Raw genomic sequence first — 26,086 nt, 5'->3', positions numbered from 1 at the left:
ACCGGTGACAGAGTCCGCGGCACCGCGTCACATTTCGCCACACAACACCCGCTCGCGCCGCGCGGTGACGCGGAGTGCGGACCGCCACTGACACAGGCCGACATATTGGCGGGCACGCCGCCCGCGGCCCGCGCGGCCCTCCTTACGCTGACCTCCACCCCGCCGCGACGGCCAGACGCCGCCGGCGCACCGAGAGAAAGCGACACACCATGTCCGCCACCTTCCCGACCCGATCCGCGGCCGCCACAGCGGCGGCGCTGGCACTGCTCGCCCTCACCGCCTGCGCGCCGGCCGCGTCCGACCCCGCCGCGAGCGGGTCGGGGGAACCGGTCGAGGGCGGCACGCTGGTGTACCTCGAGCACCAGGCGCACACGACGCTCTATCCGCCGTCGGCGGGTTTCTATCCCAACGGCGGCATCGTCAACAACGTCTTCGATCGCCTCGTGTGGCAGGACCCCGAGTCCCTGGAGCTCAAGCCCTGGATCGCGACGGACTGGGAGGTGAACGCCGACGCGACCGAGTACACCTTCGACCTGCGCGACGACGTCACCTTCTCGGACGGCACCCCGCTCGACGCCGAGGTCGTCGCGAAGAACTTCGACCTGTTCGGCCTCGGTGACCCCGAGCGGGGCCTCACCGTCTCGGAGGCGATCAACAACTACGAACGCAGCGAGGTGGTGGACGCCGACACGGTCACCTTCCACTTCACCGCTCCGTCGCCGGGATTCCTTCAGGCCACCTCGACCAACAACTCCGGCCTGCTGTCGGCGGCCACCCTGGACTTCACGCTCGAGCAGTTCGCGCCCGGCAACTCCGCCGAGGTCATCGGGTCGGGCCCATTCACGATCACCGACGAGGAGATCGGCTCGGCCGTCACCCTCACCGCCCGCGACGACTACGACTGGGCGCCGCCGGACCGCGACCACCAGGGGCGTGCGCACCTGGACGCGGTGCAGATCCGGGTGACGCCCGAGGACAGCGTGCGGGTGGGCGCGCTCCTCTCGGGACAGGCCGACTACATCCGCTACGTCGAGGCGCAGGACGAGGCACAGGTGGATGCCGCAGGCTTCGCCGTCTACGCGCCGCAGACCGGCGGCGTGAACAACCACCTGAGCCTGCGCCCGGGAAGCGAGATCCTCTCCGACATCCGGGTGCGGCAGGCGCTCATCGCCGGCATCGATCGGCAGCAGGTGGTCGACACCATCTACACCGACCGCTACCCGCTGGCCACCTCGATCCTCAGCAGCAGCGCGCAGGGCTACGTCGACACCTCCGACGCGCTCGCCTACGACCCCGAGCGGGCCGAGACGCTCTTGGAAGAAGCGGGCTGGGTCGAGGGAGCACACGGCATCCGCGAGAAGGACGGCAAGCAGCTCACCCTCGTCGTGAACGAATCGGCACCCCAGCCGCGGTCGTTCGAGGCGCTGACCCTCATCAGCCAGCAGCTGAAGACGATCGGCGTGGACCTGCAGATCCTGAAGGCCGATGCCGGGTCCGCAGCCGAGGCCGTGCGGGATGTCGAGCAGGTGCAGGTCTACCACTCGATGGTCGCCCGCGCCGACCTCGACGTCATCAAGAGCCAGTTCTTCTCCCAGAACCGCAACGCCCTGCTCAACCTCGACTACGACGACGGCACGATCGCAGATGCGCAGCTGGAGGAGCTGCTGCAGGCCGTGGCATCCGAGGCCGACCCCGCCCAGCGCATCGCCGAGAGCCAGGAGGCTCAGCGCTACCTGGCCGACCAGGCCTACGTCGTGCCCCTGTTCGAGGAGCCCCAGGTGTACGGCGCGGCTCCCCGCGTGCACGGCGTCACCTTCGAGTCGGTCGCGCGGCCGAGCTTCTACGAGATCTGGCTCGCGGACTGATGCGCTACCTCGCCCGCCGTGCCGGCCAGGCGGCCATCGTGCTGCTGGCCGCGTTCACCGGGGCGTTCCTGCTTCTGCAGGCGCTCCCCGGCGACGCGCTCATGATCAAGTACGAAAACCCCGAGCTCGGCCTGTCGCCGCAGCAGATCGCCGAGGTGCGCGAGCGCTTCGGCGTCGACACCCCGCTGCCGGTGCAGTATGTGCACACCCTGCTCGGGTTCGCGGCGGGCGACTTCGGCTACTCGCTGCAGACCGGCACCCCGGTGCGGCAACTGCTGGCCGAGGCACTGCCGCACACCCTGGCCCTCGGCGGCATCGCTCTGGTCGCGGCGGTGCTGCTGGCGGCGGCGATCGCCTTCGGCTCGAGCCTGCCGCGCCTGCGGTGGCTGCGCGACCTGCTGCGGTCGGTGCCGCCGCTGGTCGTCTCCATCCCCACGTTCTGGCTCGGCATCATGCTCGTGCAGGTGGTGAGCTTCCAGCTCGGGTGGGTGTCGGTCATCGCGCCCGGCCCGGTCGAAGGACTCATCCTCCCCGTGATCACCCTCGCCGTGCCGCTGTCGGCCCCACTCGCGCAGATCCTGGTGCGCAGCATCGACGACGTGGCGGCGCAGCCGTTCGTCGCCGTGGTGCGCGCCCGCGGCGCGACGCCCGCGTGGATCCTCGGGCGCAACGTCGCCAAGAACGCGATCCTGCCGACCCTCACGATGGCGGGCCTGCTGCTGGGCGACCTCATCGGTGGCGCGGTGCTGACCGAGACGGTCTTCGGCCGCCCCGGCATCGGCCGCATCACGGAGCAGGCGGTGGGCCAGCAGGACATCCCCGTGCTCTTGGCGGTGGTGGTGCTGGCGGCAGCGTCCTTCGTCGTGGTGAACCTCGTCGTCGACCTGCTGTACCCGGTGCTGGACCCGCGGCTGGCCGCGCGCGCCCGAGAAGGAGTCCCCGCATGAGCACGCAGACCCTCGCCGGAGTCGGCGATCTCGTCGACGACGCGGCATCCGTCCACGCCCGTCCCGACGACCCGGCCTCGACGTCGCGCGGCATCCGCCGACGCGCGCGGCTGCGGCGCATCCGCCCCGGCGTCGTGCTGGCCTGGGGCGTGCTGGCGATCGTCGTGGCATGGGCCATCGCCCCAGGGCTGTTCACGCCCCTCGATCCGATCGCGGGGGATGCCGCAGCGGCGCTGCAGGCACCCAGTGCGCTGCATCCCTTCGGGACGGATGCCACTGGCCGCGACATGTTCGCCCGCGTCGTGCACGGCGCGGTGCAGTCCCTGTCGGGAGCGCTCGTGGCCGTCGCCGTCGGGCTGGTCGGGGGGACCCTGCTCGGGGTCGTTGCCGGGTCGCTGGGCGGGTTCGTCGACGACGTGCTCATGCGGGTGGTCGACGTGCTGCTGGCGATCCCGGGACTGCTGCTGGCTCTCAGCTTCATCATCATCCTCGGCTTCGGCACGGTGCAGGCCGCCATCGCGGTGGGGATCGGGTCGATCGCGAGCTTCGCGCGGCTCAGTCGCTCCGAGGTGCTGCGGGTGCGCGGCACCGACTACGTCGAGGCCGCGTACGCCAGCGGTGGCGGGTTCTGGACGGTGCTGCGCCGGCACATCCTGCCCAACTCCCTCACCCCGGTGCTCGCCCTGGCGGCGCTGAACTTCGGGGCGGCGATCCTGGCGATCTCGGCGCTGGGGTTCCTCGGCTACGGGGCGCCGCCCCCCATTCCGGAGTGGGGATTGATGATCGCCGAGGGGCGCGACTACATCGCCACCGCCTGGTGGCTGACGACCCTCCCCGGCCTCGTCGTGGTGGTGGTCGTCCTCAGCGCCAACCGCCTGAGCGCGGCTGCGGCCGAGCGGGGGAGGCGCTGATGGCCCGCGATGTGCTGCAGGTGTCGGGACTCGACGTCGCCTACGACGTGGCCGGCACCGCGGTGACCGCGCTGCGGGGAGTGGACCTCGCGCTCGGCCAGGGCGAGGTGCTGGCCGTCGTCGGGGAGTCCGGCTCGGGCAAGACGACGCTGGCGCAGGCGGCCACGGGGCTGCTCGCCGCCAACGGACGCATCACGGCCGGTCGGGTGACCCTCGGCGAGCTCGACGTCACCGGGTGGACCGACCGGCAGTTCCGCGCCGTCCGCGGCACGCGCATCGGCTGGATCCCGCAGGACCCGCACAGTTCGCTCAACCCGGTCGCCCGCATCGGGGACAGTGTCGCCGAGGTGCTGCGCGTGCACCGCTGGAAGGACGAGGCGGCCCGCCGCCGCCGGGTGGTGGAGCTGCTCGATCGCGTCGGCATTCCCGAGCCCGACCTGCGGGCGCGGCAGTACCCCCATGAACTGTCGGGCGGGATGAAGCAGCGAGCCCTCATCGCCGCGGCCATCGCCCTGCAACCGGCGCTGCTCATCGCCGACGAAGCCACCAGCGCCCTGGACGTGACGGTGCAGAAGACGATCCTCGACCTCATCGATGACCTCCGCCGCGAGCACGGCACCGCGGTGCTCATGGTCACCCACGACCTCGCCGTCGCGGCCGACCGGTCGCACCGCATCGCGGTGCTGCAGGGAGGCCGCCTGCAGGAGGCCGGGGACACCGCCCGCGTGCTGCAGGACCCGCAGAGCGCGTACACCCGTCGCCTGCTGGCCGACGCTCCGTCGTTCGACACAGCCGTTCGGTCGCCGCGGCAGCGGGTGGCACTGGCTGCGGGCGCAGCGGCCGAATCGCCGGCGATCACCGTCACTGGGCTGTCGCAGCACTTCCCGCGCGGGCGGCGGCGTGACCCGCTGCGGGCCGTCGACGACGTGTCGTTCACCGTGGCGCCGGGCACCACCCACGCGATCGTGGGGGAGTCAGGGTCGGGCAAGACCACCCTCGCCCGCATCGTCATGGGCTTCCAGCGGCCCACCGCCGGCAGCGCCGTCGTCGCCGGTCACGAGGTGGCACGGCTGCGCCGGGCGGATGCCGCGGCGTTCCGCCGCGACGTGCAGATGGTCTACCAGAACCCCTTCGCGTCGCTCGACCCGCGGCAGAGCGTCGGGGCGATCGTCGCCGAGCCGCTGGTCAACTACCGCCTGGGCGATCGCAGCGAGCGGCAGCGCCGCGTCGCCGAGATGCTCGAGCGCGTGGCACTGCCGGCCGACGTGGCCGCCCGACGCCCACGCGAGCTGTCGGGTGGACAGCGACAGCGCGTCGCGATCGCCCGCGCCCTCGTGCTGGAACCGCGGGTCGTCGTGCTCGACGAAGCGGTGTCGGCGCTGGATGTCACCGTGCAGGCGCAGATCCTGCGGCTTCTCGAAGAACTGCAACAGGGCCTCGGCGTCACCTATCTCTTCATCTCGCACGACCTCGCCGTCGTCCGCCGCATCAGCGACACCGTCTCGGTGCTGCGTGCCGGCCGGATCGTGGAGAGCGGCACCACCGAGCGGATCTTCACCGATCCGCAGACCGAAGACACCGCACGGCTGCTGGCCGCCATCCCCGGCGGCACCCGGCACCCTGCGCCGCCACCGGCGGCCGTGCCCACAGAAGGAGTACCCGCATGACCCAGCGACTGGCCCTGTTCACCCGACTGCTCGACGACGCGCCGCCCGCCGAGCGGTTCCGCCTCGCGCTGGAGCAGATCCAGCATGCGGAGCGGTTCGGCATCGGCCGCGCCTGGGTCGCGCAGCACCACTTCCGCGCCGAGGAGGGCGGGCTGCCGTCGCCGTTCGTCTTCCTCGCCGCCGCGGCCGCGCGCACCACCGGCATCCGTCTCGGAACCGGCGTGGTCACCCTCACCCTGGAGGACCCGGTGCGGGTGGCCGAGGACGCCGTGGTCGCCGACCTGCTCTCGGACGGCCGCGTGGACCTCGGACTCGGCAGCGGCGGAGCGCCCTCGTCGTTCGTGCCGTTCGGTATCGACCCGGCCGAGAAGACCCCGCAGTACGAGCGCAAGCTCGGCGTTCTCCACGCCGCGCTCGCCGGGGGCGACCTGGGCGGCGGTGCGCGACTGTACCCGTCTGCCGGCACGCTGCGCGACCGGCTCTGGCAGGCGACCTTCTCTGCCCCCGGCGGCACCCGGGCGGGCGTCGCCGGCGACGGTCTGCTGCTCTCGCGCACGCAGCCGCGCCCCGAGGCCCGCCCGGATGCGTCGCTGGCCGACCTGCAGCAGCCCATCGTCGATGCGTACCTCGAGGCTCTGCCGGCGGGGGCGACCCCGCGGATCACGGCGTCGCGCACCGTCTTCGTCGCCGACGACCGCGACGAGGCGCTGCGTCTGGCCGAGATCGGGCTCAGGCGGGCCGCGGTGGGCCTGCGCCGGGCGGGCCACGCCCTGCCCGACGACCTTCCCGGACTCATCCGCGCGACCGACACCCACGTGGGCAGGCCCGACGACGTCGCCGCATCGCTCGCCGCCGACCCGGTGCTCGCCCGTGCCGACGAGGTCGCCTTCCAAGTGCACTCCGTCGACGCGCCGCACGAGCTGGTGCTGCGCTCGATCGAGCTGTTCGCCACCGAGGTCGCGCCCGTGCTGGGCTGGACGACCCCGGCATCCGTCCCCGCCTCCGCCTCTGCCGCTCACGAATGGAGCACCGTATGACCGCCTTCCCGCCCGATGTCATCGACGAGCTCGCCGTCGTCACGCCTGGCTCCGCGCTCGACGCGCTGCGCCGGCAGCGTCCCGTCACCCGGGACCAGGCCCAGGAGAGCTTCGCCGCGCTGTTCGCCCCGCGGGGCGACACCGAGGTGTCGCTCGCGGACCGCCTGCTGATCGCCGCGTTCGCCACCCGTCTCACGGGCGACGACGCCACCGCCGCGTTCTACCGGGCCCACGCGACCGAGACCGACCCCGAGCGCGCCGCCGCCGTGATCGACGCCGCCGCAGGAGCCGCCGCGCCCGGGCCCTTCGGCCGGTACCGCGAACCCGGCCTGCAGGCCGAGAGCACCGAGGGCCTGCGCTGGCAGGCACCCGCCGAGCTGCGCGCGGCGGTCGGCGAACGGCTCGCCGCCGCCCTCGAGCACACCCACCTCCTGGTGGTGCGCCCGCGCGAGGCGGACGCCGCCGCGCTCGCCGCGCTGACGGATGCCGGGTGGTCGGTCGACGCCGTCGTCACCCTGTCGCAGCTGGTGGCGTTCCTGTCGTTCCAGCAGCGGGTCGTGATCGGCCTGCGCACCATCGCCGAGGAGGCCGCAGCATGACCATCGACACGCCCACCGCCACCGTCCCCGAACGGTTCACGCGCGACCACGTCGGCTGGACCCCGCACCTCGAGCCGAAGCCCATCGCCGACCTTGACGAGCGGGACCACGCCGGCCTCGTCGACCGGGGACGTGCGTCGAGCGACTACTTCCGCCTGCTGGTGCGCGACCCGGAGATCCTGGGCGCCCGCACCCGCGTCGACAAGGACATCTTCTACAACACCGACGGTGGGCTGCCCCGCGCCGAGCGGGAGCTCGCCGCCACGGCGGCATCCCGCCTCAACGGCTGCGTCTTCTGCGCGTCGGTGCACTCCCGGTTCGCCGCGCACCACTCCGGCAACCCCGACGACGTGCAGCGCCTGCTCGACGAGGGGGTCGATGCCGACCTCGGCGAGCGGTGGAACGCGATCGTCGCCGCGGCGGTCGCGCTGACCCGCACCCCCTCGGCGCTGACGGTGGACCACGTGCAACGGCTGCGGGAGGCGGGCCTGGATGACCTCGCGATCGCCGACGTCGTGCACGGCGCCGCGTTCTTCAACTGGGCGAACCGGCTGATGCTGTCGCTCGGCGACCCCGTCGCCCCCGCCTGAGCCCCCGCGCTCGCGAGCTGCTCGAGTGTCGCGTTCGCACCGTCTCGCGTGGCGGCACCCGCCATTCGTGACACCCGAGCAGCCCCGGGGCGGACGCGGACGCGTCAGGCGACGGGGAAGTTGTCGCGGAAGAGGCCCTCCGGGTCGTAGCGGCGCTTGATGTCCCGTAGCCGCGCGAGGGTGGCGGGCGGGAACGCCTCGCCGATCAGCGCGGGGTCGGTGCGCGACTCGAAACTGAGGTACAGCCCGTCGAAGTGCGTCGCGACGGCGTCCCAGAGCTGATCGAAGACGGGGCCGCGGCCGATCGCGGTGACCGAGAAGGCCGCGTCACGGTGCGCGTACGCGGTCGCATCGGCGGGGACGTCGGCCACCGCGCCGCCGACGGAGCGGATCTGGAACCACGGGCTCGACCCCGAGGCCACGAGGGCCGCGATGGCGTCGGCGGACTCATCGAGGTCGCGCAGCAGACCGGAGCGGAACCTGGGTTCGCCCTGCCCGTCGTGCGCGGTGTCGGCCGCATTGGCCATGACTGCGGCGTAGGTCGACAGCTGCACGGATTGCCCCACCAGCGGGGCGATCTGCGCGAAGGGCTGCAGCCGCTCGATGATCGTGTCCGGATCCGGGTTGTCCACCACGCCGTAAACCTGCGCGATGGGAGGCTGCCCGGCCCGGGCAGGGGCCAGGATCGCGAACAGCGTGACGTCGCGCGGCGCCGCCTGCATCGTCGCGCCGAACCCGCGGACGAAGCCGGCCGTGTCGGTCGCATCGAACGCGAGCTGCACCCAGCCGAGGTCGCCGACGGGGGATGCCTCGAACTCGAACGCGACGACGATGCCGACGTTGGCCCCGGCGCCACGCACGGCCCAGAACAGGTCGGGGTTCTCGTCCGCGCTGGCGCGCACCACCGTGCCGTCGGCGAGCAGCACGTCGGCCGCCACCATGCGGTCGATCGTCAGACCGTGCTCGCGGGCGAGGAAGCCGATGCCGCCCGCCGTGGCGAGTCCGCCAACGCCGACGCCGCCGTAGTCGCCGCTGGAGATGGCCCACCCGTGCGGTTCGAGCGCGCGGGCGACCTGCATCCACCGCGCTCCCGGGCCGATCCGCACCCGGCGGGTCTCGGGGTCGAGCACTTCGATCTGCGACAGCGCCCCGAGGTCCACGACGATGCCGCCGTCGTTGGTGCTGCGGCCGCTGACGCCGTGCCCGCCGCTGCGGATGCCGAAGGGGACGTGCCGATGCCGGCGGGCGAATGCGACGGCATCCGCCACCTCTCTGACGTCACGGGGCCGCAGCACGATGCCGGGCGAGCCGCCGCGCATATAGGTGGAGCGGACCGTGCGGTACGCGAAGTCGCCGGGTTCGATCGCCGTCTCACGCAGAGATGCCGGCAGGTCGTCGTAGGCGATGCCCTCCCGGCGCTGCGCGATCGCGCGGGCGCTGCGGCCCGGCGCGGCGCTGCCCGTGCGGGCACGTTCGGCGGCGACCGCCTCCCGCACGACGGGGATCGTCTCCGACGCGAACCGTTCCAGGAATGCGGGGTCGTCGCTGCTGACGATGAACGACGACATGCCCTCCTGCAGGGCGAACTCGATGAGCTGGTCGGCGCTCTCGCGGCCGGAGATGTTCAGCAGCCGCCGCACCTCGCCCGGGTGACGCCCGGCGTCGGCGGCCGCGTCGTCGATGCGCGCGTTGCCGGCGGCGAGGTCGCCGGGCTGCATGTACGACAGCGACGGCAGCCAGCCGTCGGCCTTGCGGCCGGTGAGGCGCAGCATGCGGGGCTTGTAGGCGCCCAGCCAGATGGGCACCTCGTGGGCGGGCGCGGGGCCCCGCTTGGCGCCGTGCACGGGATAGTGCTCGCCGCCGTGCACCGCCCCGCGCTCGCCGACCGCCCAGAGCTCCCGGATGAGATCGATCGCCTCGCTCAGGGCTTCGACGGACTCGCCGGGCGTGAGCCGTGGCACCCCCATCGCCTCGATCGCGTCCCAGAACGCCCCCGCTCCCAGGCCCAGATTGAACCGGCCGCCGGAGAGCAGGTCGAGCGATGCCGCGGCGCGCGCCAGCACCGGCGCCGGCCGCAGCGGCAGGTTCGCCACGTTGGGGGAGATCTGGATGGTCGAGGTCGCGGCGGCGGCGTACGACATCAGGGTCCAGGTGTCGAGGAACCGCGGCTGGTAGGGGTGGTCCTGGAAGGTGGCCAGGTCGTAGCCGAGCTGCTCGCTCAGCTGGGTCAGCTGCACCACGTGCTGCGGGTTCGCCGCGGCAGGGGTGAGGAAAGTGCCGAAGAGCAGGTCATGTCCGTAGTCCACACCCCCGGCAACACCCAGGGGGCGGGAATGCTTCCCCGAGGCATCCACGCGGCATTCCCCCGACACAGGGCGTCACACGGCGAAAGCCATCGACACACTTGCCCGCGACACGTGACGCGCACGCGGGCCGTTGCTTAGCCTGGGCGCACCGCCACGTCCGCTGCGCCTCGCCGCGGGCGACCGACACCCGGGAGAACCATGTCCCTTCTCATCAGTCCCGATGACCTCGCCGAGCTGCTCGAGCGTGAGGAGCCGGTGCGGGTCCTCGACGTGCGTTGGCGCCTGGACCGCCCCGACGGGCGGGTGGAGTACCGCGCCGGGCACATCCCCACGGCGGTCTACGTCGATCTCGACCGCGAGCTCGCCGGGCGTGGGGAGCCGACCGATGGCCGCCACCCGCTGCCGCCGACCGCGCAGCTGGGCGAGGCGGCGCGGCGGTGGGGCATCGACGACGGCGACACGGTCGTGGTCTACGACGACCTCTCGTCCTTCGCCGCCGCACGCGCGTGGTGGCTCTTGACCGACGCCGGCATCGCGGACGTCCGCATCCTCGATGGTGCGCTCTCGGGCTGGACGGCTGCCGGGTATCCGCTCGAGGGGGGCAGCGTCGTGCCGGTCCCCGGCAGCGTGACGCTTCGCCGCGGCATCCTGCCCCGACTGACGATGGCCGCCGCGGCCGCGTTCCCCGAGCGCGGGGTGCTGTTGGACGTGCGTTCCGAGGAGCGCTATCGCGGAGACGCGGAGCCGATCGACCCGCGCGCCGGGCACATTCCGGGAGCGCTCAACGCGCCCACGACCGGCAACGTCGATGCCGAGGGCCGCTTTCTCGATCACGCGGCGCTGCGCGAGCGCTTCGCGGAGTTCGGGGTGACCGATGACGCGCCGGTCGGGGTGTACTGCGGCTCGGGGGTCACCGCCGCGCACACCGCGTTCGCGCTCACCCTCGCGGGGTACGAGGCGCACCTGTATCCGGGCTCGTGGAGCCAGTGGTCCAACCATCCCGACCGCCCGGTGGCGGTCGGGTCCCAGCCGGGCGGGCGTTCATGAGCCGCTACATCGTCGTCGGCGCGGGCGCAGTCGGGGGGCTGCTCGCCGCGCAATGGACGCTCGCCCAGGTTCCCGTCGTGCTGGTGGCACGGGAGTCCGCCCGCGCCGCGATCGCCCGCGACGGAGTGCGCGTTCGCCGGCCCCACGGTGATGAGACGGTGCCGGTCGAGGTCGTCGGCTCCGTCGCCGTGGCCCGGCCGACGGCCGCCGACACCCTGGTGCTGGCCGTGCGGGCGCAGCACGTGGAAGAGACCCTCGCCGCGATCGCTTGGACCCCGCTCGTCGACGGCCGCGGGGTCGTCGCGGACCTTCCGATCCTCACCCTGCAAAACGGCCTGGCCGCGGAGCGCACCGCCCTTCGCCGGTTCGACACGGTCGTCGGGGTCTCGATCGGTGCCCCGGTTGCCCTCGCCGAGCCCGGCGTGGTGGTCGCCGCGGCGCACCCGATCGTCGGTGCGGCGTGGCTGGGTGGTTTTCCCCGGCCGCTGCCCTCGCAGGAGGAGCGGCACCGGCTGGCGCTCGCGGCGGCGGGCTTCGCGGCATCCGTCGAGCCTGACATCGCGGCGGCCAAGCGCCGAAAGCTGGTCGCGAGCCTCGGCATCGTGGTGGACGTCTTCGACGCGACGATCGAGCAGGCCGAGCATGCCGCCGCCGCCCTCGCCGCCGAGGCCCGCGCGGTCTTCGCCGCCGCAGGGCTGGCGATCGCACCGTCGTGGGACGGCGCGCGGCTACAGGTCGGCGAGGTGCCGGGGCACGATCCCCGGCACGGCGCGGTCTGGCAGAGCTTCGCCCAGGGTGCCTCGAGCGAGGTGGACCACCTGAGCGGGGAGGTCGCGTTGCTGGCGCGGCTCGCCGGCGTTGCGGCGCCGCTGAATGTGGCGGTCGCCCGGGCGCTCGGAGGGCTCGCGCAGCGCAGCGGCGGTCCGGGCGAACTGCCGCTGCCGGTGGAGTTCGGCTTCGATCTCGTCGGCGCGGAGCGGTCGCGCCGGTGAGCGCGCCGGACTCCATGTCGCCGCTGCGGGTGGTGGGCGTGTCCGGTGCCCTGCAGGCGCCGAGCAAGACGACGGTGCTGCTTTCGGCGATCATGGATGCCGTGTCGGCCCGGGTGCCGACGAGCTCCCGCATCATCGAGGTCGCCGACCTCGGCGGATCCTTCGCCGGCGCCCTCACCCGGGAGCAGCTGGGCGCCCCGGCGCAGCAGGCCCTCCGCGACATCGAGACGGCCGACCTGCTGGTGGTGGCATCGCCCGTCTACCGGGCGTCGTTCACCGGACTCTTCAAGCACCTGTTCGACTTCGTCGAGCAGTACGCGCTCGTGGGCGCCCCCGTGCTGCTCGCGGCCACCGGCGGCGGCGATCGGCACGCGCTCATCCTGGAACACCAGTTGCGGCCGCTGTTCGGCTTCTTCCAGGCGCTGACGCTGCCCGTCGGCGTCTACGCCAGCGCCGCCGACTTCGACGGGTACGCGCTGCGCTCGCCGCAGGTGCGCGCCCGCATCGGGCAGGCGGTCGAGACGGGTCTGCCGCTGGCGCGGAAGGCCGTCGACCAGGAGGTGTCGCTGTACGTATCGAACTGGTGAGGCGGATGCCGCGGCATCCGCTCGGGCGTCAGCGCTTCTTGGCCGGGGCGGCGGCGACGTCGAGCTTTTCCTTGCCGCCGAGTGAGGACCAGGCGCTCGCGATGCCCTTGGCCGCGTGCTCGGCCGCGCGCACGGCGCGCTCGTCGGCCCACTCGTTGAGCACGTGCCCGCGGTGACCGCGCACGTGCTCGAGCACGACGTCGGGAAGGCCGGCCGCGCGGCGGGCGTCGCGGGCGACGATCAGCTGCTCGAGCAGGTCGCGGTTCTTCGTGGGGGAGCCCGTGGAGGTCTTCCAGCCGCGGCGGCGGTGGCCGTCCATCCAGGACTGGTAGGTGTCGATCGCGTACTTCGAGTCGGCCTGGATGTGCAGATTCGCCACATCCGGGTGGTCGGTGATCGCCTTCAGCAGCCCCATCAGCTCGCCGACGTTGTTCGTGCCCTGCGGGATGGCCCCCGCGGCCCAATGCCCGTCGGCGGCGACCCACGCCCATCCTGTCGGTCCGGGGTTGCCTTTGCAGGCTCCGTCGGTGGCCACGATGTAGGGGGAGTCGGGAGAATCGGGGGAAGTCATCGCCCGCAAGGTTACCTTCCCCGGTGCTGGTCCCCGTGCCGGAGCGGGCGTCCGGGGCGCCGGGTGCGAGTGGCTTCGGTCGTCGCAAATGTGCCGTTGTGGCCCCGTGACCGGGCCTTTCGTGACGACCGAGGCGCGTGCGCGCCGGCGCGGGGTGCGCCGCGCGTCACGGGCGTGGGCGCCGCCACCAGCGCCGGCGCGGGCGCGCGGCGTCGGCGTCGGCAGGGGCGGATGCCGCGGCCTGCCGTGCCGCGCGGCGCTCGTGCCAGGCGGCCACCTCTTCCTCGACGTCGTGCAGCGGCGTGACGACCGGCGGCCCGCCCTGCAGCTGGCGTCGCGCTTCGATCACGCGGCGGTTGAAGTCCGCGACATAGTCGCGCACCTCTTGCTCCCGGAAGAACGCGTCGGCGCGCTCGCTGAACTCGGCGTGCTCGGTGCGGAGCATCAGGGACGGCGGCCCGAGACCGGTGAGCTTCTCGGTCTGGATCTTGCGGCGGATCCACCAGTCCGGGTCGTGCTGCGCACCGAGCCCTTCGAGCGGCTTGCCCGCCCCGGGCAGGTCGTCGAACTCGCCGCGTCGGATTGCCTGCTGGATCGACGTCTCGACGAAGGCCACGCGGTCGGTCGCCATCGAGCTGCCCGCGCTCGAGCGCACATGGTCGGCCTCCGGAGGTGCGGCTTCCGGCTCTGCGGGGGCATCGCCCTCCGTCTCGGCATCCATCTCGCGCTGGAGCTTGTCGACGCGGTATCGCGCGGCATCCAGCCGGGGATCCTCGCTCATCTCCACCTCCCGCCCCTCCCACGGTAATAGCGGTCTGGCTCGTCGTGAAGATACCGCGTATGTATATACTCAGAAATCACATACGCGGTATGCATTGATGGGAGAAACGATGTCGGTACGACAGAGCCTGCTGGCGATCCTCGACCAGGGCCCCTGCTACGGCTACCAGCTGCGAGCCGAGTTCGACCGGCGCACCGGCTCGACCTGGCCGCTCAACGTGGGCCAGATCTACAACACCCTCGACCGCCTCGAGCGCGACGGCCTCGTCGAGAAGGGCGACATCGACGAGCAGGGTCACGTGTATTGGCAGATCACGGATGCCGGCCGGGCCGAGGTGCGCGCCTGGCTCGGCTCCCCGGTGGAACGAGGCCAGGGCACGCGGGACGAGCTCGCGATCAAGCTCGCCGTCGCTGCGACCCTCCCGGGCGTGGACGTCGCGGAGGTGATCCAGACGCAGCGCCGCGCATCCCTCGCCCAGCTGCAGGAGCTGCAGCGCGCGAAGTATGCCGGCGCCGACCCGAACGGGCCGGAGGAGCTGGCCTGGTCGTTGGTCGTCGACGCGATGATCTTCACCGCCGAGGCCGAGGTGCGCTGGCTCGATCACACCGAGCAGCGTCTCGCGATGCATCCGCGCCACGCGATGGCGCTGGAGCTGTCGACCGACAAGCCCAAGCGGGGCCGCCCCGCCAAGGCCGCCGCAACCACGGCAGAGTCAGCGCGATGACCGCCGCGACGACCGGCCCGGTGCTGCGCCTGGTCGGAGTCACGCAGCAGTACGGCGTGGGCGAGACCGCCGTCAGCGCCCTCGTGGGCGTCGACCTCGACGTCGCCCGCGGCGAACTGGTCGCCGTGATGGGGGCATCCGGCTCGGGCAAGTCGACCCTGCTCTCGATCGCCGGCGGCCTGCAGCAGCCCACGACCGGAGAGGTCATCGTCGAGGGCACGCACCTCTCAACGGCATCCGCCCGCGAACTCGCCCGCCTGCGGCGGCAGTCGCTGGGCTTCGTCTTCCAGGACTTCAACCTCATCCCCACCCTCACGGCCATGGAGAACGTCACGCTGCCGCTCGAACTCGACGGCTTCCGGGCCCGGGTGGCGCGCCGGGCCGGCAAGGATGCGCTCGCCGCCGTCGGTCTCGAGGACAAGCTCGACGCCTACCCCGACGACCTCTCCGGCGGCCAGCAGCAGCGGGTCGCCATCGCCCGCGCCGTGGTCGGCGGACGCCGGCTGATCCTCGCCGACGAACCCACCGGTGCCCTCGACTCGGTGACGGGCGAGGCGGTCATGAAGATGCTGCGCTCCCGAGTGGATGCCGGAGCCGCCGGCATCCTCGTCACGCACGAGCCGCGTCACGCCGCGTGGGCCGATCGCATCGTGTTCCTGCGCGACGGCCGCGTCGTCGACGAATCCCGCCGCGCCGGCGCCGACTCGCTGCTGAGCGACGCGCGATGACCGTCACCGCCCCGGCCCCCGACCTCGCGGGGCCGCCGTCCGCCGCACCCTCCGTCCGTCCGCCCGTCGAGCGCCGCTCCCCCTGGCCCCGCCTGCGCGCCGACCTGCGCCTCGCGTCGCGGCAGGTGCGCCGCGCCTGGGCGTCGAGCCTGCTCGTGGTGACCCTCATCGCGCTGCCGATGGCGCTCGTTTCCGGCGGCATCGTCTTCGGCGTCAGCCACATCCCGACGACCGAAGAGACGCTCACCGCCGAGCTCGGCCAGGCTGATAGCTGGGTGGCGGTCGTGCACGGCCCCGACCCGTCGCTGCGGCAGTACCTCGACCGGCCCGCCTGGTGGGAGATCGACCGCGACGACATGACCGGCATCCCGGCGAACGCGGAGCAGCCGATGCCCGAGAGCGCCGCGCCGCTGCTGCCTCGCGGGCTCGACGCGATCGAGATCGGCGAGGGCGCCGTCACCGCCGAGACCGCGGGCGGTACCGGCGCGCTCGCGGCCGTCATCGGAGACGCGTGGGATCCCGTGCTCGCCGGCCGCTTCGACCTCCACGACGGGAGTGCCCCCGCGAATGCGCGCGAGGCGATGGTGTCTCCCGGCGCCCTCGAGCGCCTCGGCGCCGCCATCGGTGACGAACTGGTGCTCACCGAGCCGGCGGCATCCTTCACGATCACCGGCGTCATGACGCAGGCTGAAGACGCGGATGCCGCGGAGGTCGTCTTCCTCCCCGCCACCGCCGCGACGCGCGCGCTGCAGACCGACGTCATGGCCACGCGCTGGTTCCTTCCGGAGTGGAGTCCGACCGCCGATGATGTGGCAGACCTCAACCACGAGGGCCTCATCGTGCTGGACCGCCACCTGTACGCCAATCCGGGGGCCGGTGCGGCGCCGGGCCTGTCCGACGGCGCGGTCTGGTCGATCGCGGCCGTCGTCGCCGCCGCCGCAGCGTTCAGCGGCTACCTGGTCGTACTCCTGGCGGGGGCCGCGTTCTCCGTCAGTGCTCGCCGTCAGCAGCGCGCGCTCGCCGTGGCGGCGAGCGTCGGTGCGGCGCGGGGCGACGTGTTGCGCATCGTGCTGCTGCAGGGCACGGTGCTGGGGCTGGTGGGCGGTGTCATAGGCGCCGGGATGGGCATCGGTCTCGGCATCCTGTTCCTGCACCTGCTGGACGACGGTTCCGCCGCCGCCTTCTGGGGGTTGCACCTGCCGTGGCCTGCGCTCGCCGGAGTCGTGGTGTTCGCTGTCCTGGTGGGCACGCTCGCCGCCCTGATGCCGGCACGAGCCGCCACCCGCGGTGAGGTGATCGCGGCGCTGCGCGGCGCCCGGCGTCCGGTGCGGGTGCGCACCGATCGGCCATTGTGGGGCTCGCTGCTGCTGGTCGTCGGCGTCGGTCTCACGGCGGCGTCGGGCACGGTGCTCGCCACGGTCGATCCGGTCGTCGCCGACGGCACGCCGCATCCGCTGTGGGTCGCGGGCACCATCGGAATCATCGCCGGCCCGCTGCTGCTGCAGGTGGGCGTCATCCTCGCGGGGCATTGGCTGCTGACGCTGCTGGCCCGCGTGCTGTCGCGGCTGGGACTGGCCCCGCGCATCGCAAGCCGCGACGCCGCGGCGAACCCGGGCCGCATCGTGCCGGCCTTCGCCGCCATCGCCGCCGTCGCGTTCCTGTCGTCGGTCGCACTCGGCGGGGTCGCGGTGGCCCTCGGGGCCGCCGAGCGTGGCTGGTTCCACCAGGCGCCGCTGGGCAGCGTCGCCCTCATGGCGTCGTTCGGGGAGACGGACGACCCGGGCGCACAGCTCGCGGCCGCTGAGGAACGCGGGCGGGCGCTGCTCGCCCGCACCGGTCCCGCCGCGGTGTCGCTCGTGCGCACCCAGGGCTGGCCTGGTCAGTACGACGAAGCCGGGCGGCTGCGCAATCCCGACGCCACGGTGGTCGCCCCGGCGCTGCAGGACTACGTCGACTGCGCGGATGCTGCGGCGGCGAACGCGAACTGCGTCCCCGTCGGCGCTGCGGCCGCCGGATATCACCACGCCCTGGCCGTGGTCGACGACGCCGACCTCGACGCCGCGCTCGGGGTCGCCGTGCCCAGCGCCGCGCGCGCCGCCTTCCGCGACGGGGCGGCCATCGTCACCAACCCCGACTTCCTCATTGGCGATGGGCGGGTGGAGGTGGGCACCGTGACGGTCGAGCAGATCGACGGATCCTGGGACGCGGCCACGGTTCAGACGCGCGACGAGCGTTCGCTCGAGGTCGTCGATCTGCAGACGCCCGTGGCCTTGCCCTGGGCCGTGGTCGTCTCGTCGCAGACGGCCGACCGCCTCGGCATCGGCTACGGCGGCTTCACCCTCGTCGCCGCCTACGACGAGCCCCTGTCGGTCACGGCATTGGACCGGTTGCGCGCCGACGCCGAGGCCGCGTCGCGCATGAACCCCGACGTCTACCTGTGGCCTCAGCTCGAGAGCGGCCCGTCCGCCCCCGCCGGCTGGCTGTGGCTCATCCTCGGCGCGACGGGCGTGCTCGTGGTCGCCGCCAGTGCCGTCGCCCTCGGGCTTGCGCGCGTCGAGCGCCGCCCCGATGACGCGACGCTCGCCGCCGTCGGAGGCAGCCGGCGCCTGCGCCGCGGCATCGCGCTGTGGCAAGCGCTCGTGATCACGGGGCTCGGCACCGTGACGGGCGCGGTAGCCGGCATCCTGCCGGTGTGGGGCCTGGTGCTCGCCAGCCAGAACAGCTACAACCCGCCGCAGCTCGCCGACCTGCCGTGGTTGTGGCTCGCCCTCCTGGCCGTGGGCCTGCCGCTCGCGATCGCGATCGTGTCGTGGCTCGTGCCGCCGCGGCATCCGGACCTCACCCGTCGCACCGCCATCGCGTGAACGCCACGCGGCTCTTGAGCGCTGACAGTGAGCGCTGGCCTCTGGCGGGCGCCGGGCTGTGCGGCGATCGCTCAGAACGGTGCGGGTTCTTCCGCGGCGGCGAGGGCCATGAACTCCAGCACCCGGCGAGGGATGTCGACGTAGACGCGTCCGGTGGGGCTGGTCCATTCGAGGATGCCGTCGGGTTTCTGGACCACGCTCCATGCGGTGCCGTGTTTGACGGGGTGATGTCGTCCGGGGCAGAGGTTGGCGAGGTTGGTGACTCGGGTCGGTCCGCCGAGGGCGGCGTCGATGGTGTGGTCGCCGTCGCAGTGTCGGGCTGGTCGCCGGCAGCCGGGGAACCGGCAGTGCTCGTCCCTCGCGTCGAGGAGCCGGCGAATCTGCACGCTGGGTCGGTAGGTGTCGACCTGCAGCACCGCCCCGGTCGTGGGGGAGGTGAACAACCGTTCCCAGACGTCGGCAGCGGCGGCGAGGTGCCGGGCGGTGTCGGGGTCGATGGGCCCGTACCCCACGAGTTCGGCGGGTTCGGTGCCCTCGCCTGTCAAGGTCGCCGCGGGGATCGTGATCTGCACGTGCGCGGTGATCGCCGTGGTTCCGGGGATGCTCCCGGCGGACACCGGCGCGCTCGCGTGCCCGGTGAGGAGAAGGTCGGTGAGCACATCGGCGCGGACCTGGTCGGTGGTGCGGTGGTCGGTCGCGATGACGTCGGCGGTGCCCTCCGTGCCCTCGCCATCCGCGGCCGCCCGCGCGGCCCGTGCCGCCGCGACGATCTCTCGGGCATGCGCTGTGAGCCGGTCCTTAATCGCGTACGCCAGCGGCGCCGGCAGCACCGCCGCCAGTTCCGCCATGCCGTCGTCGAGGTCCCGCACCCACACCCGCCGCCCGGCCGCTGCTTCGGCGTGCCGTTCTTCCAGCGGCACCGGGTCGAGCTTCTGGGCGAGCATCAGGATGATCGGTTTCGCCCGACCCGGCGTCTCCCGCTCCGCCACCACCAGCGCGGCCTGTTCGAACCGGGCCCGCGCGTCAGGGTCGGTGATGCGCGCGCCGGCATCCTGAATCACCCGCACATGCGCCACGTCGATCCGCCCCGCCTCCAGCGCACCGAGCGTTGCCGGGAACCCGTCCACCAGCACCGCGGCGTCACGCATCCGTTCCTGCATGCCCCGATCCGACCGCCGCAGCACCGCCGCGAGCTCGGCCGCCATCGCCCGCCGCGGCATCTCCCGCTCCCGCCCCTCACTCGACGGCACCCGCGCGGTCTCCTCCGCGGCGAGCACCTCGGCCCGCGCCAGCCAATGCAGCTCTTCCGCCTGCAGTGCCGCGATCGCCTGGCGCGTGTCTTCCACACCGGTGATCACCGCGCCGCGCGAGGCAGTGGCGATCGAGATGGCGATCGAACCGGCGGCCAGGGAGGTGTTCATACCCCCGATTCTGGCGCCCCCCTCCGACATTGAAGGCCGAGAAACCCCAGGCCAACCCCCCCATTGTGTATAACCCCGTGGCCACGCCCAGCGGGGAGGGAACGGCCGCGGCCAGATCAGCCGTCGACGACCAGGGAGTGAAGGAGACAGTCATGTCGTTCCAGGCATATCTCGCCGCCGCTGAGACCAAGGCCGGGCTCACGCGCCGCGAGCGAGCGGCCCTCAGTCGCCGCTCGCCGCCCCCGAAGTGGCGGTCGACTCCGGCACCCACCATGCTTGTGCTGCCGGAGGTGAAAGTGAACGACCTGAATCGCGGCCGGCAGCGGCCGAGCATCTACGACGTGGCGAAGCAGGCGGGTGTCTCGCACATGACCGTCTCGCGCGTGCTCAACGGGCACCCGAACATCCGTGACTCCACGCGCGGTCGGGTGCTCAAGGCGATCGACGAGATGAAGTACACACGCAGCTCGATTGCGCGTGCGCTCGCGACGCGTCGAGCGATGCGCATCGGCGTGCTGGTGGATGCTCCGCTGCAGTACGGGCCCAACAGCACGCTGCGCGCGCTCGAGGGTGCGGCGCGACAGGTCGGGTATGCGATCAGCGCCTTCTCGATCTCCGACGACGAGCAGTCGCAGATCAACGACGGCGTCGTCGAACTGGTCACGCAGGGCGTGGATGCCCTGTGCGTCATCGCTCCGCGGGCGTCGTCGCTGGACATCCTCCGGCAGCAGAGCACCGGGCTTCCGACCATCGTCGTGAAGGCCGAGCAGGATGATGTCTGGCACTCGGTCGCTGTCGACCAGCGCGCCGGTGCGACGCTCGCCGTCACCCACCTCATCGAGCGAGGGCACCGGTCGATCCTTCATCTGTCGGGGCCGCTGGACTGGTACGACGCCCGCGAGCGAGAAGGCGGGTGGCGTGACGCGCTCGCGCTGGCCGGGCTGCCCATCCCGAAGTCGCTCTCGGGCGACTGGACGTCGGACTTCGGCTACGCGATCGGTCGGGACTTCGAACCCAACGGCGTGACCGCCGTGTTCGCCGCCAACGACCAGATGGCCCTGGGCTTCGTGCACGGCCTGTGGGAGCAGGGACTGCGCGTTCCGCAGGACATCAGTGTCGTCGGCTTCGACGATCTGCCGGACGCGCGCCACTTCCTGCCGCCCCTGACGACGGTGCGACAGGACTTCGCTGCGCTCGGCGAACTCGCCCTGCAGCAGATCATCGCCGCGATCGACGGCGACGCTCAGGTGCAGCACGACATGATCGAGCCCAAGCTGATCGTGCGGAGCTCGACGGCGCATCCGTCCGCGTGAGAACTGGCCTCGGGCGCGGGGCGGGCGCGCGGTAACGAGAGCGTAACGAATCGAAACGGGCCACTTGTGGTGGGCGATGTTAGCGCGCACAGTTGAGGCGCACACATACCCGAGCGTGCTTCCGGGCACGTCTTTTCACTTCGACGGGTGCACGCCGAAGTCTCAAGGAGGAGAAATGGCACACAAGAAGCGGATGCTCAATCTGCTGGGATTCGTCGGGGCGGGGGCCCTGGCTCTGGGGCTGGCCGGTTGCGCCGGGGGTGGCGACGGCGGTGACGCCGGTGCCGGCGGTGACGGCGATCTGATCACGGTCGGCTTCGTCGCGGTGGGCCCCGAGGGAGCCTGGCGCGAGGCCAACGAGGACAACATCCAGTCGACGTTCACAGAAGACGCCGGGTACGACCTCAGGTACGCGCCGGCGACGAACCTCGACCAGAAGTCGCAGATCGACGCTTTCACGTCGTTCGTGGACGAAGGCGTCGACGTCATCCTGCTTTCGGCGACGGAGGCGTCCGGCTGGGAGGACTCGCTCGCGCGTGCCCAGGAAGCCGAGATTCCGGTGGTGCTTCTGGACCGCGGTATCGAGCCCGACGACACGAGCCTGTACGTCACCCGCATCGCGCCGGACAACGTCGTCGTCGCCGAGGCGGTCGGCGAGTGGGCCGTCTCGCAGTTCCCCGATGGCGGCAACTACATCGTTCTCGAGGGCCCAGCAGGAGTCGGCGTCGTCAACGAGCGCAACGAGGGCTGGGATGCCGCAGTCGAAGGCTCCGGGCTGGTGAAGGTCGCGGCGCAGACGGCCAACTGGTCGGCCGAAGAGGGCAAGAGCGTCACCGAGACCCTCCTGAAGGCCAACGGCAACAACATCCAGCTGATCTTCGCCCAGAACGACGAGATGGGACTCGGTGCGGCTCAGGCCGTCGAGGAGGCAGGCCTCACGCCGGGCGTCGACGTGAAGATCGCCACCATCGACGGCACCCGCGCGGCGATGGAAGCACTCGCCGCCGGGCAGCTGAGCTTCGTGCACGAGTACAACCCGCTGTTCGGCGACACCGCGCTGGACGTCGTCGCGAAGGCGCTGGAAGGTGCCGACGTCGAGTCGTACATCATCGTCCCCAGCACAGCTTTCGACTCGCCCGAGTCAGCCGACAGCGTTCTGGCTGACCGCCAGTACTGAGCGTCGGGCGCGTTGTCGCCCACCTCAGAGTCATGGACATGCGGTGCGGGGCCGGATCAGGCCCCGCACCGCGGTCGACAGCCCTGGTCGTCACCGCGGCCGATCACAGGATGCGAAGCCATGAGTGAAGAACTGCCGGTCGTGCAGATGCGCGACATCTCCATCGAGTTCCCGGGGGTCAAAGCGCTGGACGGCGTGGACTTCCGTCTCTTCCCGGGCGAGGTCCATGCGCTGATGGGGGAGAACGGCGCCGGTAAGTCGACCCTGATCAAAGCGCTGACGGGTGTCTACCGGATCGACTCGGGGTCGATCGCCGTCAGCGGGGAGGAGCGTCAGCTCCACGGCACCAGCGACGCCCAGGCGGCCGGCATCTCCACGGTCTATCAAGAGGTCAACCTCGTGACCAACCTCTCGATCGGCGAGAACGTGATGCTCGGGCACGAAGTGCGCGGGCCGTTCGGAATCAACTGGCGCGCCACGCACAAGGCGGCGACCGAGGCGCTCGAGAAGCTGGGGCTCGGCGACCTCGACACCCGCAGGCCGCTGTCCACGCTCTCGATCGCGGTGCAGCAGCTCGTCGCGATCAGCCGCGCCATGGCCGTCAAGGCGAAGGTGCTCATCCTCGACGAACCGACGTCGAGCCTGGATGCCGCAGAAGTCGAGGGCCTCTTCCGGGTGATCCGGGCTCTTCGGGACCAGGGCGTGGCCATCCTGTTCGTCTCTCACTTCCTCGACCAGGTCTACGCGATCAGCGACCGCATGACGATCCTGCGCAACGGGCGCTACGAGGGAGAGTATGCAACCCAGGAGCTCGACCGCCGGTCGCTGATCTCGAAGATGATCGGCAAGGACCTCGACACGCTGAACTCCCTCGGCGGAAACCGCCGCGTCGAGCGACGCGACCATGCCGCCGAGGAACCCGTGCTGACCGCACAGGGTCTCGGCAGGCGCGGGGCGATCGAGCCGACCGATCTCACCGTTCACCGGGGCGAGGTCGTCGGCTTCGCGGGCCTGCTCGGGTCGGGGCGCACGGAGCTTGCGCGGCTGCTGTTCGGCGCCGACCGTGCCGACCAGGGTGAGATCACCGTGCACGGTCGCCGGGTCGATCTGAAGACCCCCGCCGACGGCCTGGCCCACCACATCGCCTTCTCTACGGAGAACCGTCGAGATGAGGGGATCATCGCGGACCTGACCGTGCGGGAGAACATCGTCCTCGCGGTGCAGGCGGAGCGGGGATGGGCCCGGCCGCTGTCGCGCCGGGAGAAGGACGAGATCGTCCGGAAGTACATCACCGCCCTCAACGTGCGCCCGGCGGACCCGAACCGGCTCATCCGGAACCTGTCGGGCGGCAACCAGCAGAAGGTGCTGCTCGGTCGCTGGCTGGCGACGAACCCCGAGGTGCTGATCCTCGACGAGCCCACGCGGGGCATCGACGTCGGCGCCAAGGCGGAGATCCAGGAAGCGGTCGCCGAGCTCGCCGAGACCGGCGTCTCGGTGGTCTTCATCTCCTCGGAACTGGAGGAAGTCGTGCGTCTCAGCGAGAGGATCGTGGTGCTGAAAGACCATCAGAAGATCGGTGAGATCGTCAACGGCCCGGAGGTGACCGCCGAGCGGGTCGTCGACATCATCGCCGCGCACGGCGTCGCGGCTGCCGCCGATCGTGGCCTGGTCGATGCCGAAGACGGGCTCCAAGCCGCCTCCCCGGCGGATCAGCCCGACGGGTCGGGGGACCGGTCATGAGCGCTGCCCGATCCGCTGCGCTGCGCGAACTCATGCGCAAGCCCTTCGTCTGGGGAATCGTCGCCATCCTCGTGCTGCTGCTGCTGAACGTCCTCAAGGACCCGGGGTACCTTGCCCTGTCGATCAACCCCACCAACGGCAACCTCGTGGGCAACGTCATCGACATCCTGCGCGCCGCCGCGCCGATCCTCATGATCGCCGTCGGGATGTCGCTGGTGATCGCCACCGGCGGCATCGACCTCTCCGTCGGCTCCGTCATGGCCGTCGCGGGTGCCGTCTCGATGGAGTTCATGAAGGCTGCCGGCGACTCCGAGTCGGTCGGCGTCGCACTGGCGGCCGTCGGCCTGGCGCTGATCGTGAGCGCCGTGCTGGGTGCGGTGAACGGTGTGCTCGTGGCGTACGTCGGGCTGCAGCCCTTCATCAGCACCCTCATCCTCATGCTCGCGGGGCGAGGACTGGCGAAGGTGATCACGTCGGGGCAGAACACATCGGCATCCAGCGCCCCCTTCCGGTGGATCGCCAACGGCTACCTCATCGGGCTGCCCGTGGTGTTCTTCCTCGCCATCGCCATCGTCGTCGTGGTCGGGCTGATCGTGCGTCGTAGCGCACTCGGGCTCATGATCGAGGCGATCGGGATCAACCCGAAGGCGAGCAGGATGGCGGGGATCAAGCCCCGCGGCCTGCTGCTCACGGTCTACATCTCCAGCGGCGTGCTGGCCGGCATCGCCGGGGTGATGTCGGTGGGCACGGTCATGACGGTGGACGTCAGCCGCACCGGCTATCAACTGGAGCTGGACGCCATCCTGGCGGTCGTGATCGGCGGCACGTCGCTGGCCGGCGGCAAGTTCTCGATCGGCGGCGCGGCGGTGGGCGCGCTTCTGATCGCGACGCTCGACAAGACGGTGCTGTTCCTCGGGATCTCGTCCTCGGCGACCCCCGCGTTCAAGGCCATCGTGATCGTGGTGCTCTGCCTGCTGCAGTCCGAGCGGGTGCGCGGCTGGTTCGTGCAGCGGAGGCGCCCCCCGAAGGCCCCGTCGCCGAGCCCGGCTCGCACCGAACAGGAGGTGGCGGTATGACCGCCGTCGACAGCCGCCCGACGGGCGCGCCGACCGGGCCCTCCAGCTTCGCCCGATTCGCCGGATCGGTTCGGCGCGTCGTCACCTCGAACCCCTCGGTGCTGCCGACCGTGGCCGCGATCACGATCTTCGTCGCCATGGTCGTCTTCGGAGAACTGTCGTACGGACGCATCGTGCAGTACAGCACGCTGTCGAACCTGCTGATCAACAACGCGCACCTGATCATCATCGCGGTCGGCATGACGTTCGTGATCCTCACCGGAGGCATCGACCTTTCGGTCGGCGCCGTCATCGCGCTCTCGAGCGTGGCCGGTGTGATGCTGTCCAACGCGGGCTGGAACCCCAGGATGGTCATCGTGCTGATGATCCTCATCGGCACCGTCTCGGGTCTGATCAGCGGCACCCTGGTGCAGTACTTCAACGTGCAGCCGTTCATCGCGACGCTGGCGATGATGTTCCTGGGCCGGGGCCTCGCGTCGCTGCTCAGCACTGTGCCCGAGCGGCTCGGCGACGATTCGCCGATCCGTGCGCTCGGGACCCAGATCAAGGTGATCGACGGGCCGAAGGTCAACGACCTCGTCGTCTCACCCGGGGTGATCATCGCGCTCGTCGTCGTACTCGCAGCGTTCTTCGTGCTGCACCGCACCCGCACCGGGCGCACCGTCTACGCGATCGGCGGCTCCGAGAACTCTTCGGCGCTCATGGGACTGCCGGTGCCGCGGACCAAGATGCTCGTGTACGTCATCAGCGGCTCCCTTTCCGGGGTCGCGGCGGTGGTCTACACCTCCCGCCTCGGCAGCGCGCAGAACATCACCGGCATCGGCTGGGAGCTCGACGCGATCGCGGCCACCGTGATCGGCGGCACGCTGCTGACCGGTGGCTTCGGGTACGTCCTCGGCTCGGTGGTGGGAGCCCTTGTGCTGGGGCTCATGAACGTGCTGATCACCCGCGACGGCGGCATCCGCCCCGAGATGACGACCATCATCACCGGTGGCATCCTGCTCATTTTCGTGCTGCTGCAGCGGGCGGTGAGCAAGAAGCGCGAGTAGCGCCCCGGCCAGGGGGCGACCCGCGGCTTTACCGGTAACATGATGGTGCTCAAGGGGGCGCACGCCCTCTTCCGTGAAGAGGGTGGAGACCAGA

At 71.8% G+C, this 26,086-nt stretch carries 22 protein-coding genes; 18 read left to right on the top strand and 4 right to left on the bottom strand.

The features are described 5' to 3' along the window. Positions 1–209: 209 nt before the first annotated feature. From QNO21_RS12915 to QNO21_RS12885, 7 genes are read left to right on the top strand one after another with little or no spacing between them, the layout of a single operon-like run. A complete protein-coding gene (locus QNO21_RS12915; protein WP_257518237.1) occupies positions 210–1,865 on the top strand; it encodes a TIGR04028 family ABC transporter substrate-binding protein in 1,656 nt (551 codons plus the stop codon). Then, positions 1,865–2,812: an ABC transporter permease gene (locus tag QNO21_RS12910; protein WP_257518236.1), complete on the top strand. Its 948-nt coding sequence runs from the start codon at positions 1,865–1,867 to the stop codon at positions 2,810–2,812. The genes QNO21_RS12915 and QNO21_RS12910 overlap by 1 nt, the downstream gene beginning before the upstream one ends. Beyond that, complete coding sequence (locus tag QNO21_RS12905; RefSeq protein WP_257518235.1) at positions 2,809–3,723, top strand: ABC transporter permease; 915 nt, start codon at positions 2,809–2,811, stop codon at positions 3,721–3,723. Before QNO21_RS12910 ends, QNO21_RS12905 begins: the two co-directional genes overlap by 4 nt. Further along, positions 3,723–5,390, top strand: a complete 1,668-nt coding sequence (locus QNO21_RS12900) for a dipeptide ABC transporter ATP-binding protein (RefSeq protein ID WP_257518234.1) — start codon at positions 3,723–3,725, stop codon at positions 5,388–5,390. The genes QNO21_RS12905 and QNO21_RS12900 overlap by 1 nt, the downstream gene beginning before the upstream one ends. Then, positions 5,387–6,427, top strand: coding sequence for a putative FMN-dependent luciferase-like monooxygenase (locus QNO21_RS12895; protein WP_257518233.1), 1,041 nt, complete (start codon positions 5,387–5,389; stop codon positions 6,425–6,427). Before QNO21_RS12900 ends, QNO21_RS12895 begins: the two co-directional genes overlap by 4 nt. After that, entirely contained in the window at positions 6,424–7,026 is a 603-nt protein-coding gene (locus tag QNO21_RS12890) for a CMD domain protein (protein ID WP_257518232.1), read from the top strand. The genes QNO21_RS12895 and QNO21_RS12890 overlap by 4 nt, the downstream gene beginning before the upstream one ends. Then, complete coding sequence (locus QNO21_RS12885; RefSeq protein ID WP_257518231.1) at positions 7,023–7,616, top strand: alkylhydroperoxidase domain protein; 594 nt, start codon at positions 7,023–7,025, stop codon at positions 7,614–7,616. Before QNO21_RS12890 ends, QNO21_RS12885 begins: the two co-directional genes overlap by 4 nt. A gap of 104 nt (positions 7,617–7,720) precedes the next feature. On the opposite strand, the gene QNO21_RS12880 is transcribed toward QNO21_RS12885, so the two are convergent. Beyond that, positions 7,721–9,970 carry an LLM class flavin-dependent oxidoreductase gene (locus QNO21_RS12880; protein WP_257518230.1) on the bottom strand — a complete coding sequence of 750 codons (2,250 nt, stop codon included), beginning with the start codon at positions 9,968–9,970 and terminating at the stop codon, positions 7,721–7,723. A gap of 150 nt (positions 9,971–10,120) precedes the next feature. Here QNO21_RS12880 and QNO21_RS12875 point away from each other — a divergent pair, with 150 nt between their 5' ends. Genes QNO21_RS12875 through msuE form a run of 3 tightly spaced genes read left to right on the top strand, consistent with a single transcriptional unit; the run spans position 10,121 to position 12,548 of the window. Next, complete coding sequence (locus tag QNO21_RS12875) at positions 10,121–10,969, top strand: sulfurtransferase (protein ID WP_257514669.1); 849 nt, start codon at positions 10,121–10,123, stop codon at positions 10,967–10,969. Then, positions 10,966–11,961, top strand: a complete 996-nt coding sequence (locus QNO21_RS12870) for a ketopantoate reductase family protein (protein ID WP_257514670.1) — start codon at positions 10,966–10,968, stop codon at positions 11,959–11,961. Before QNO21_RS12875 ends, QNO21_RS12870 begins: the two co-directional genes overlap by 4 nt. Next, positions 11,958–12,548 carry an FMN reductase gene (msuE, locus tag QNO21_RS12865; protein ID WP_257518229.1) on the top strand — a complete coding sequence of 197 codons (591 nt, stop codon included), beginning with the start codon at positions 11,958–11,960 and terminating at the stop codon, positions 12,546–12,548. The genes QNO21_RS12870 and msuE overlap by 4 nt, the downstream gene beginning before the upstream one ends. A 28-nt stretch (positions 12,549–12,576) precedes the next feature. Here the strand turns inward: msuE and QNO21_RS12860 are convergent, their stop codons facing one another. Together QNO21_RS12860 and QNO21_RS12855 are read right to left on the bottom strand one after the other, a co-directional pair. Beyond that, positions 12,577–13,119, bottom strand: coding sequence for a ribonuclease H family protein (locus QNO21_RS12860; protein WP_257514672.1), 543 nt, complete (start codon positions 13,117–13,119; stop codon positions 12,577–12,579). 166 nt (positions 13,120–13,285) lie between these two features. Then, positions 13,286–13,900, bottom strand: a complete 615-nt coding sequence (locus QNO21_RS12855; protein WP_257518228.1) for a DnaJ family domain-containing protein — start codon at positions 13,898–13,900, stop codon at positions 13,286–13,288. A gap of 109 nt (positions 13,901–14,009) precedes the next feature. Between QNO21_RS12855 and QNO21_RS12850 the strand changes: the two genes are divergently transcribed. The 3 genes from QNO21_RS12850 to QNO21_RS12840 are packed head-to-tail and all read left to right on the top strand — an operon-like array spanning position 14,010 to position 18,216. Continuing rightward, complete coding sequence (locus tag QNO21_RS12850; protein ID WP_257514674.1) at positions 14,010–14,624, top strand: PadR family transcriptional regulator; 615 nt, start codon at positions 14,010–14,012, stop codon at positions 14,622–14,624. Then, positions 14,621–15,352, top strand: a complete 732-nt coding sequence (locus QNO21_RS12845) for an ABC transporter ATP-binding protein (RefSeq protein WP_257518227.1) — start codon at positions 14,621–14,623, stop codon at positions 15,350–15,352. The genes QNO21_RS12850 and QNO21_RS12845 overlap by 4 nt, the downstream gene beginning before the upstream one ends. Then, positions 15,349–18,216: an ABC transporter permease gene (locus QNO21_RS12840; RefSeq protein ID WP_257518226.1), complete on the top strand. Its 2,868-nt coding sequence runs from the start codon at positions 15,349–15,351 to the stop codon at positions 18,214–18,216. Before QNO21_RS12845 ends, QNO21_RS12840 begins: the two co-directional genes overlap by 4 nt. A gap of 71 nt (positions 18,217–18,287) precedes the next feature. Here the strand turns inward: QNO21_RS12840 and QNO21_RS12835 are convergent, their stop codons facing one another. Next, positions 18,288–19,637: an HNH endonuclease signature motif containing protein gene (locus QNO21_RS12835; protein WP_257518225.1), complete on the bottom strand. Its 1,350-nt coding sequence runs from the start codon at positions 19,635–19,637 to the stop codon at positions 18,288–18,290. 152 nt (positions 19,638–19,789) lie between these two features. On the opposite strand from QNO21_RS12835, the gene QNO21_RS12830 reads away from it, so the two are divergent. The 5 genes from QNO21_RS12830 to QNO21_RS12810 all read left to right on the top strand — a co-directional run bounded on the left by QNO21_RS12830 (position 19,790) and on the right by QNO21_RS12810 (position 25,992). Continuing rightward, on the top strand, positions 19,790–20,950 hold the full coding sequence (locus QNO21_RS12830; protein ID WP_257518224.1) for a LacI family DNA-binding transcriptional regulator: 1,161 nt from the start codon (positions 19,790–19,792) through the stop codon (positions 20,948–20,950). A 175-nt stretch (positions 20,951–21,125) separates the two neighbouring features. Next, positions 21,126–22,127: an ABC transporter substrate-binding protein gene (locus tag QNO21_RS12825; RefSeq protein ID WP_257518223.1), complete on the top strand. Its 1,002-nt coding sequence runs from the start codon at positions 21,126–21,128 to the stop codon at positions 22,125–22,127. Between the two features lie 120 nt (positions 22,128–22,247). Further along, positions 22,248–23,867 (top strand): sugar ABC transporter ATP-binding protein, encoded by a 1,620-nt coding sequence (locus tag QNO21_RS12820; RefSeq protein ID WP_257518222.1) that lies wholly within the window; start codon positions 22,248–22,250, stop codon positions 23,865–23,867. Continuing rightward, positions 23,864–24,943, top strand: a complete 1,080-nt coding sequence (locus QNO21_RS12815) for an ABC transporter permease (RefSeq protein WP_257518221.1) — start codon at positions 23,864–23,866, stop codon at positions 24,941–24,943. The genes QNO21_RS12820 and QNO21_RS12815 overlap by 4 nt, the downstream gene beginning before the upstream one ends. Next, entirely contained in the window at positions 24,940–25,992 is a 1,053-nt protein-coding gene (locus QNO21_RS12810; RefSeq protein WP_257518220.1) for an ABC transporter permease, read from the top strand. Before QNO21_RS12815 ends, QNO21_RS12810 begins: the two co-directional genes overlap by 4 nt. The last annotated feature ends 94 nt before the right edge of the window (positions 25,993–26,086 follow it).

It is taken from the genome of Microbacterium sp. zg-Y818 (genome assembly GCF_030246905.1).
Classification (GTDB): Bacteria; Actinomycetota; Actinomycetes; order Actinomycetales; family Microbacteriaceae; genus Microbacterium.
Note: the sequence above shows the minus strand (reverse complement) of the source record. Positions and strands in the feature narration are given on the sequence as shown.

Coding starts and splice junctions, on each gene's coding strand:
- QNO21_RS12915 (WP_257518237.1), top strand. CDS start 210: ATGTCCGCCACCTTCCCGACCCGATCCGCGGCCGCCACAGCGGCGGCG.
- QNO21_RS12910 (WP_257518236.1), top strand. CDS start 1,865: ATGCGCTACCTCGCCCGCCGTGCCGGCCAGGCGGCCATCGTGCTGCTG.
- QNO21_RS12905 (WP_257518235.1), top strand. CDS start 2,809: ATGAGCACGCAGACCCTCGCCGGAGTCGGCGATCTCGTCGACGACGCG.
- QNO21_RS12900 (WP_257518234.1), top strand. CDS start 3,723: ATGGCCCGCGATGTGCTGCAGGTGTCGGGACTCGACGTCGCCTACGAC.
- QNO21_RS12895 (WP_257518233.1), top strand. CDS start 5,387: ATGACCCAGCGACTGGCCCTGTTCACCCGACTGCTCGACGACGCGCCG.
- QNO21_RS12890 (WP_257518232.1), top strand. CDS start 6,424: ATGACCGCCTTCCCGCCCGATGTCATCGACGAGCTCGCCGTCGTCACG.
- QNO21_RS12885 (WP_257518231.1), top strand. CDS start 7,023: ATGACCATCGACACGCCCACCGCCACCGTCCCCGAACGGTTCACGCGC.
- QNO21_RS12875 (WP_257514669.1), top strand. CDS start 10,121: ATGTCCCTTCTCATCAGTCCCGATGACCTCGCCGAGCTGCTCGAGCGT.
- QNO21_RS12870 (WP_257514670.1), top strand. CDS start 10,966: ATGAGCCGCTACATCGTCGTCGGCGCGGGCGCAGTCGGGGGGCTGCTC.
- QNO21_RS12860 (WP_257514672.1), bottom strand. CDS start 13,119: ATGACTTCCCCCGATTCTCCCGACTCCCCCTACATCGTGGCCACCGAC.
- QNO21_RS12855 (WP_257518228.1), bottom strand. CDS start 13,900: ATGAGCGAGGATCCCCGGCTGGATGCCGCGCGATACCGCGTCGACAAG.
- QNO21_RS12850 (WP_257514674.1), top strand. CDS start 14,010: ATGTCGGTACGACAGAGCCTGCTGGCGATCCTCGACCAGGGCCCCTGC.
- QNO21_RS12845 (WP_257518227.1), top strand. CDS start 14,621: ATGACCGCCGCGACGACCGGCCCGGTGCTGCGCCTGGTCGGAGTCACG.
- QNO21_RS12840 (WP_257518226.1), top strand. CDS start 15,349: ATGACCGTCACCGCCCCGGCCCCCGACCTCGCGGGGCCGCCGTCCGCC.
- QNO21_RS12835 (WP_257518225.1), bottom strand. CDS start 19,637: ATGAACACCTCCCTGGCCGCCGGTTCGATCGCCATCTCGATCGCCACT.
- QNO21_RS12830 (WP_257518224.1), top strand. CDS start 19,790: ATGTCGTTCCAGGCATATCTCGCCGCCGCTGAGACCAAGGCCGGGCTC.
- QNO21_RS12825 (WP_257518223.1), top strand. CDS start 21,126: ATGGCACACAAGAAGCGGATGCTCAATCTGCTGGGATTCGTCGGGGCG.
- QNO21_RS12820 (WP_257518222.1), top strand. CDS start 22,248: ATGAGTGAAGAACTGCCGGTCGTGCAGATGCGCGACATCTCCATCGAG.
- QNO21_RS12815 (WP_257518221.1), top strand. CDS start 23,864: ATGAGCGCTGCCCGATCCGCTGCGCTGCGCGAACTCATGCGCAAGCCC.
- QNO21_RS12810 (WP_257518220.1), top strand. CDS start 24,940: ATGACCGCCGTCGACAGCCGCCCGACGGGCGCGCCGACCGGGCCCTCC.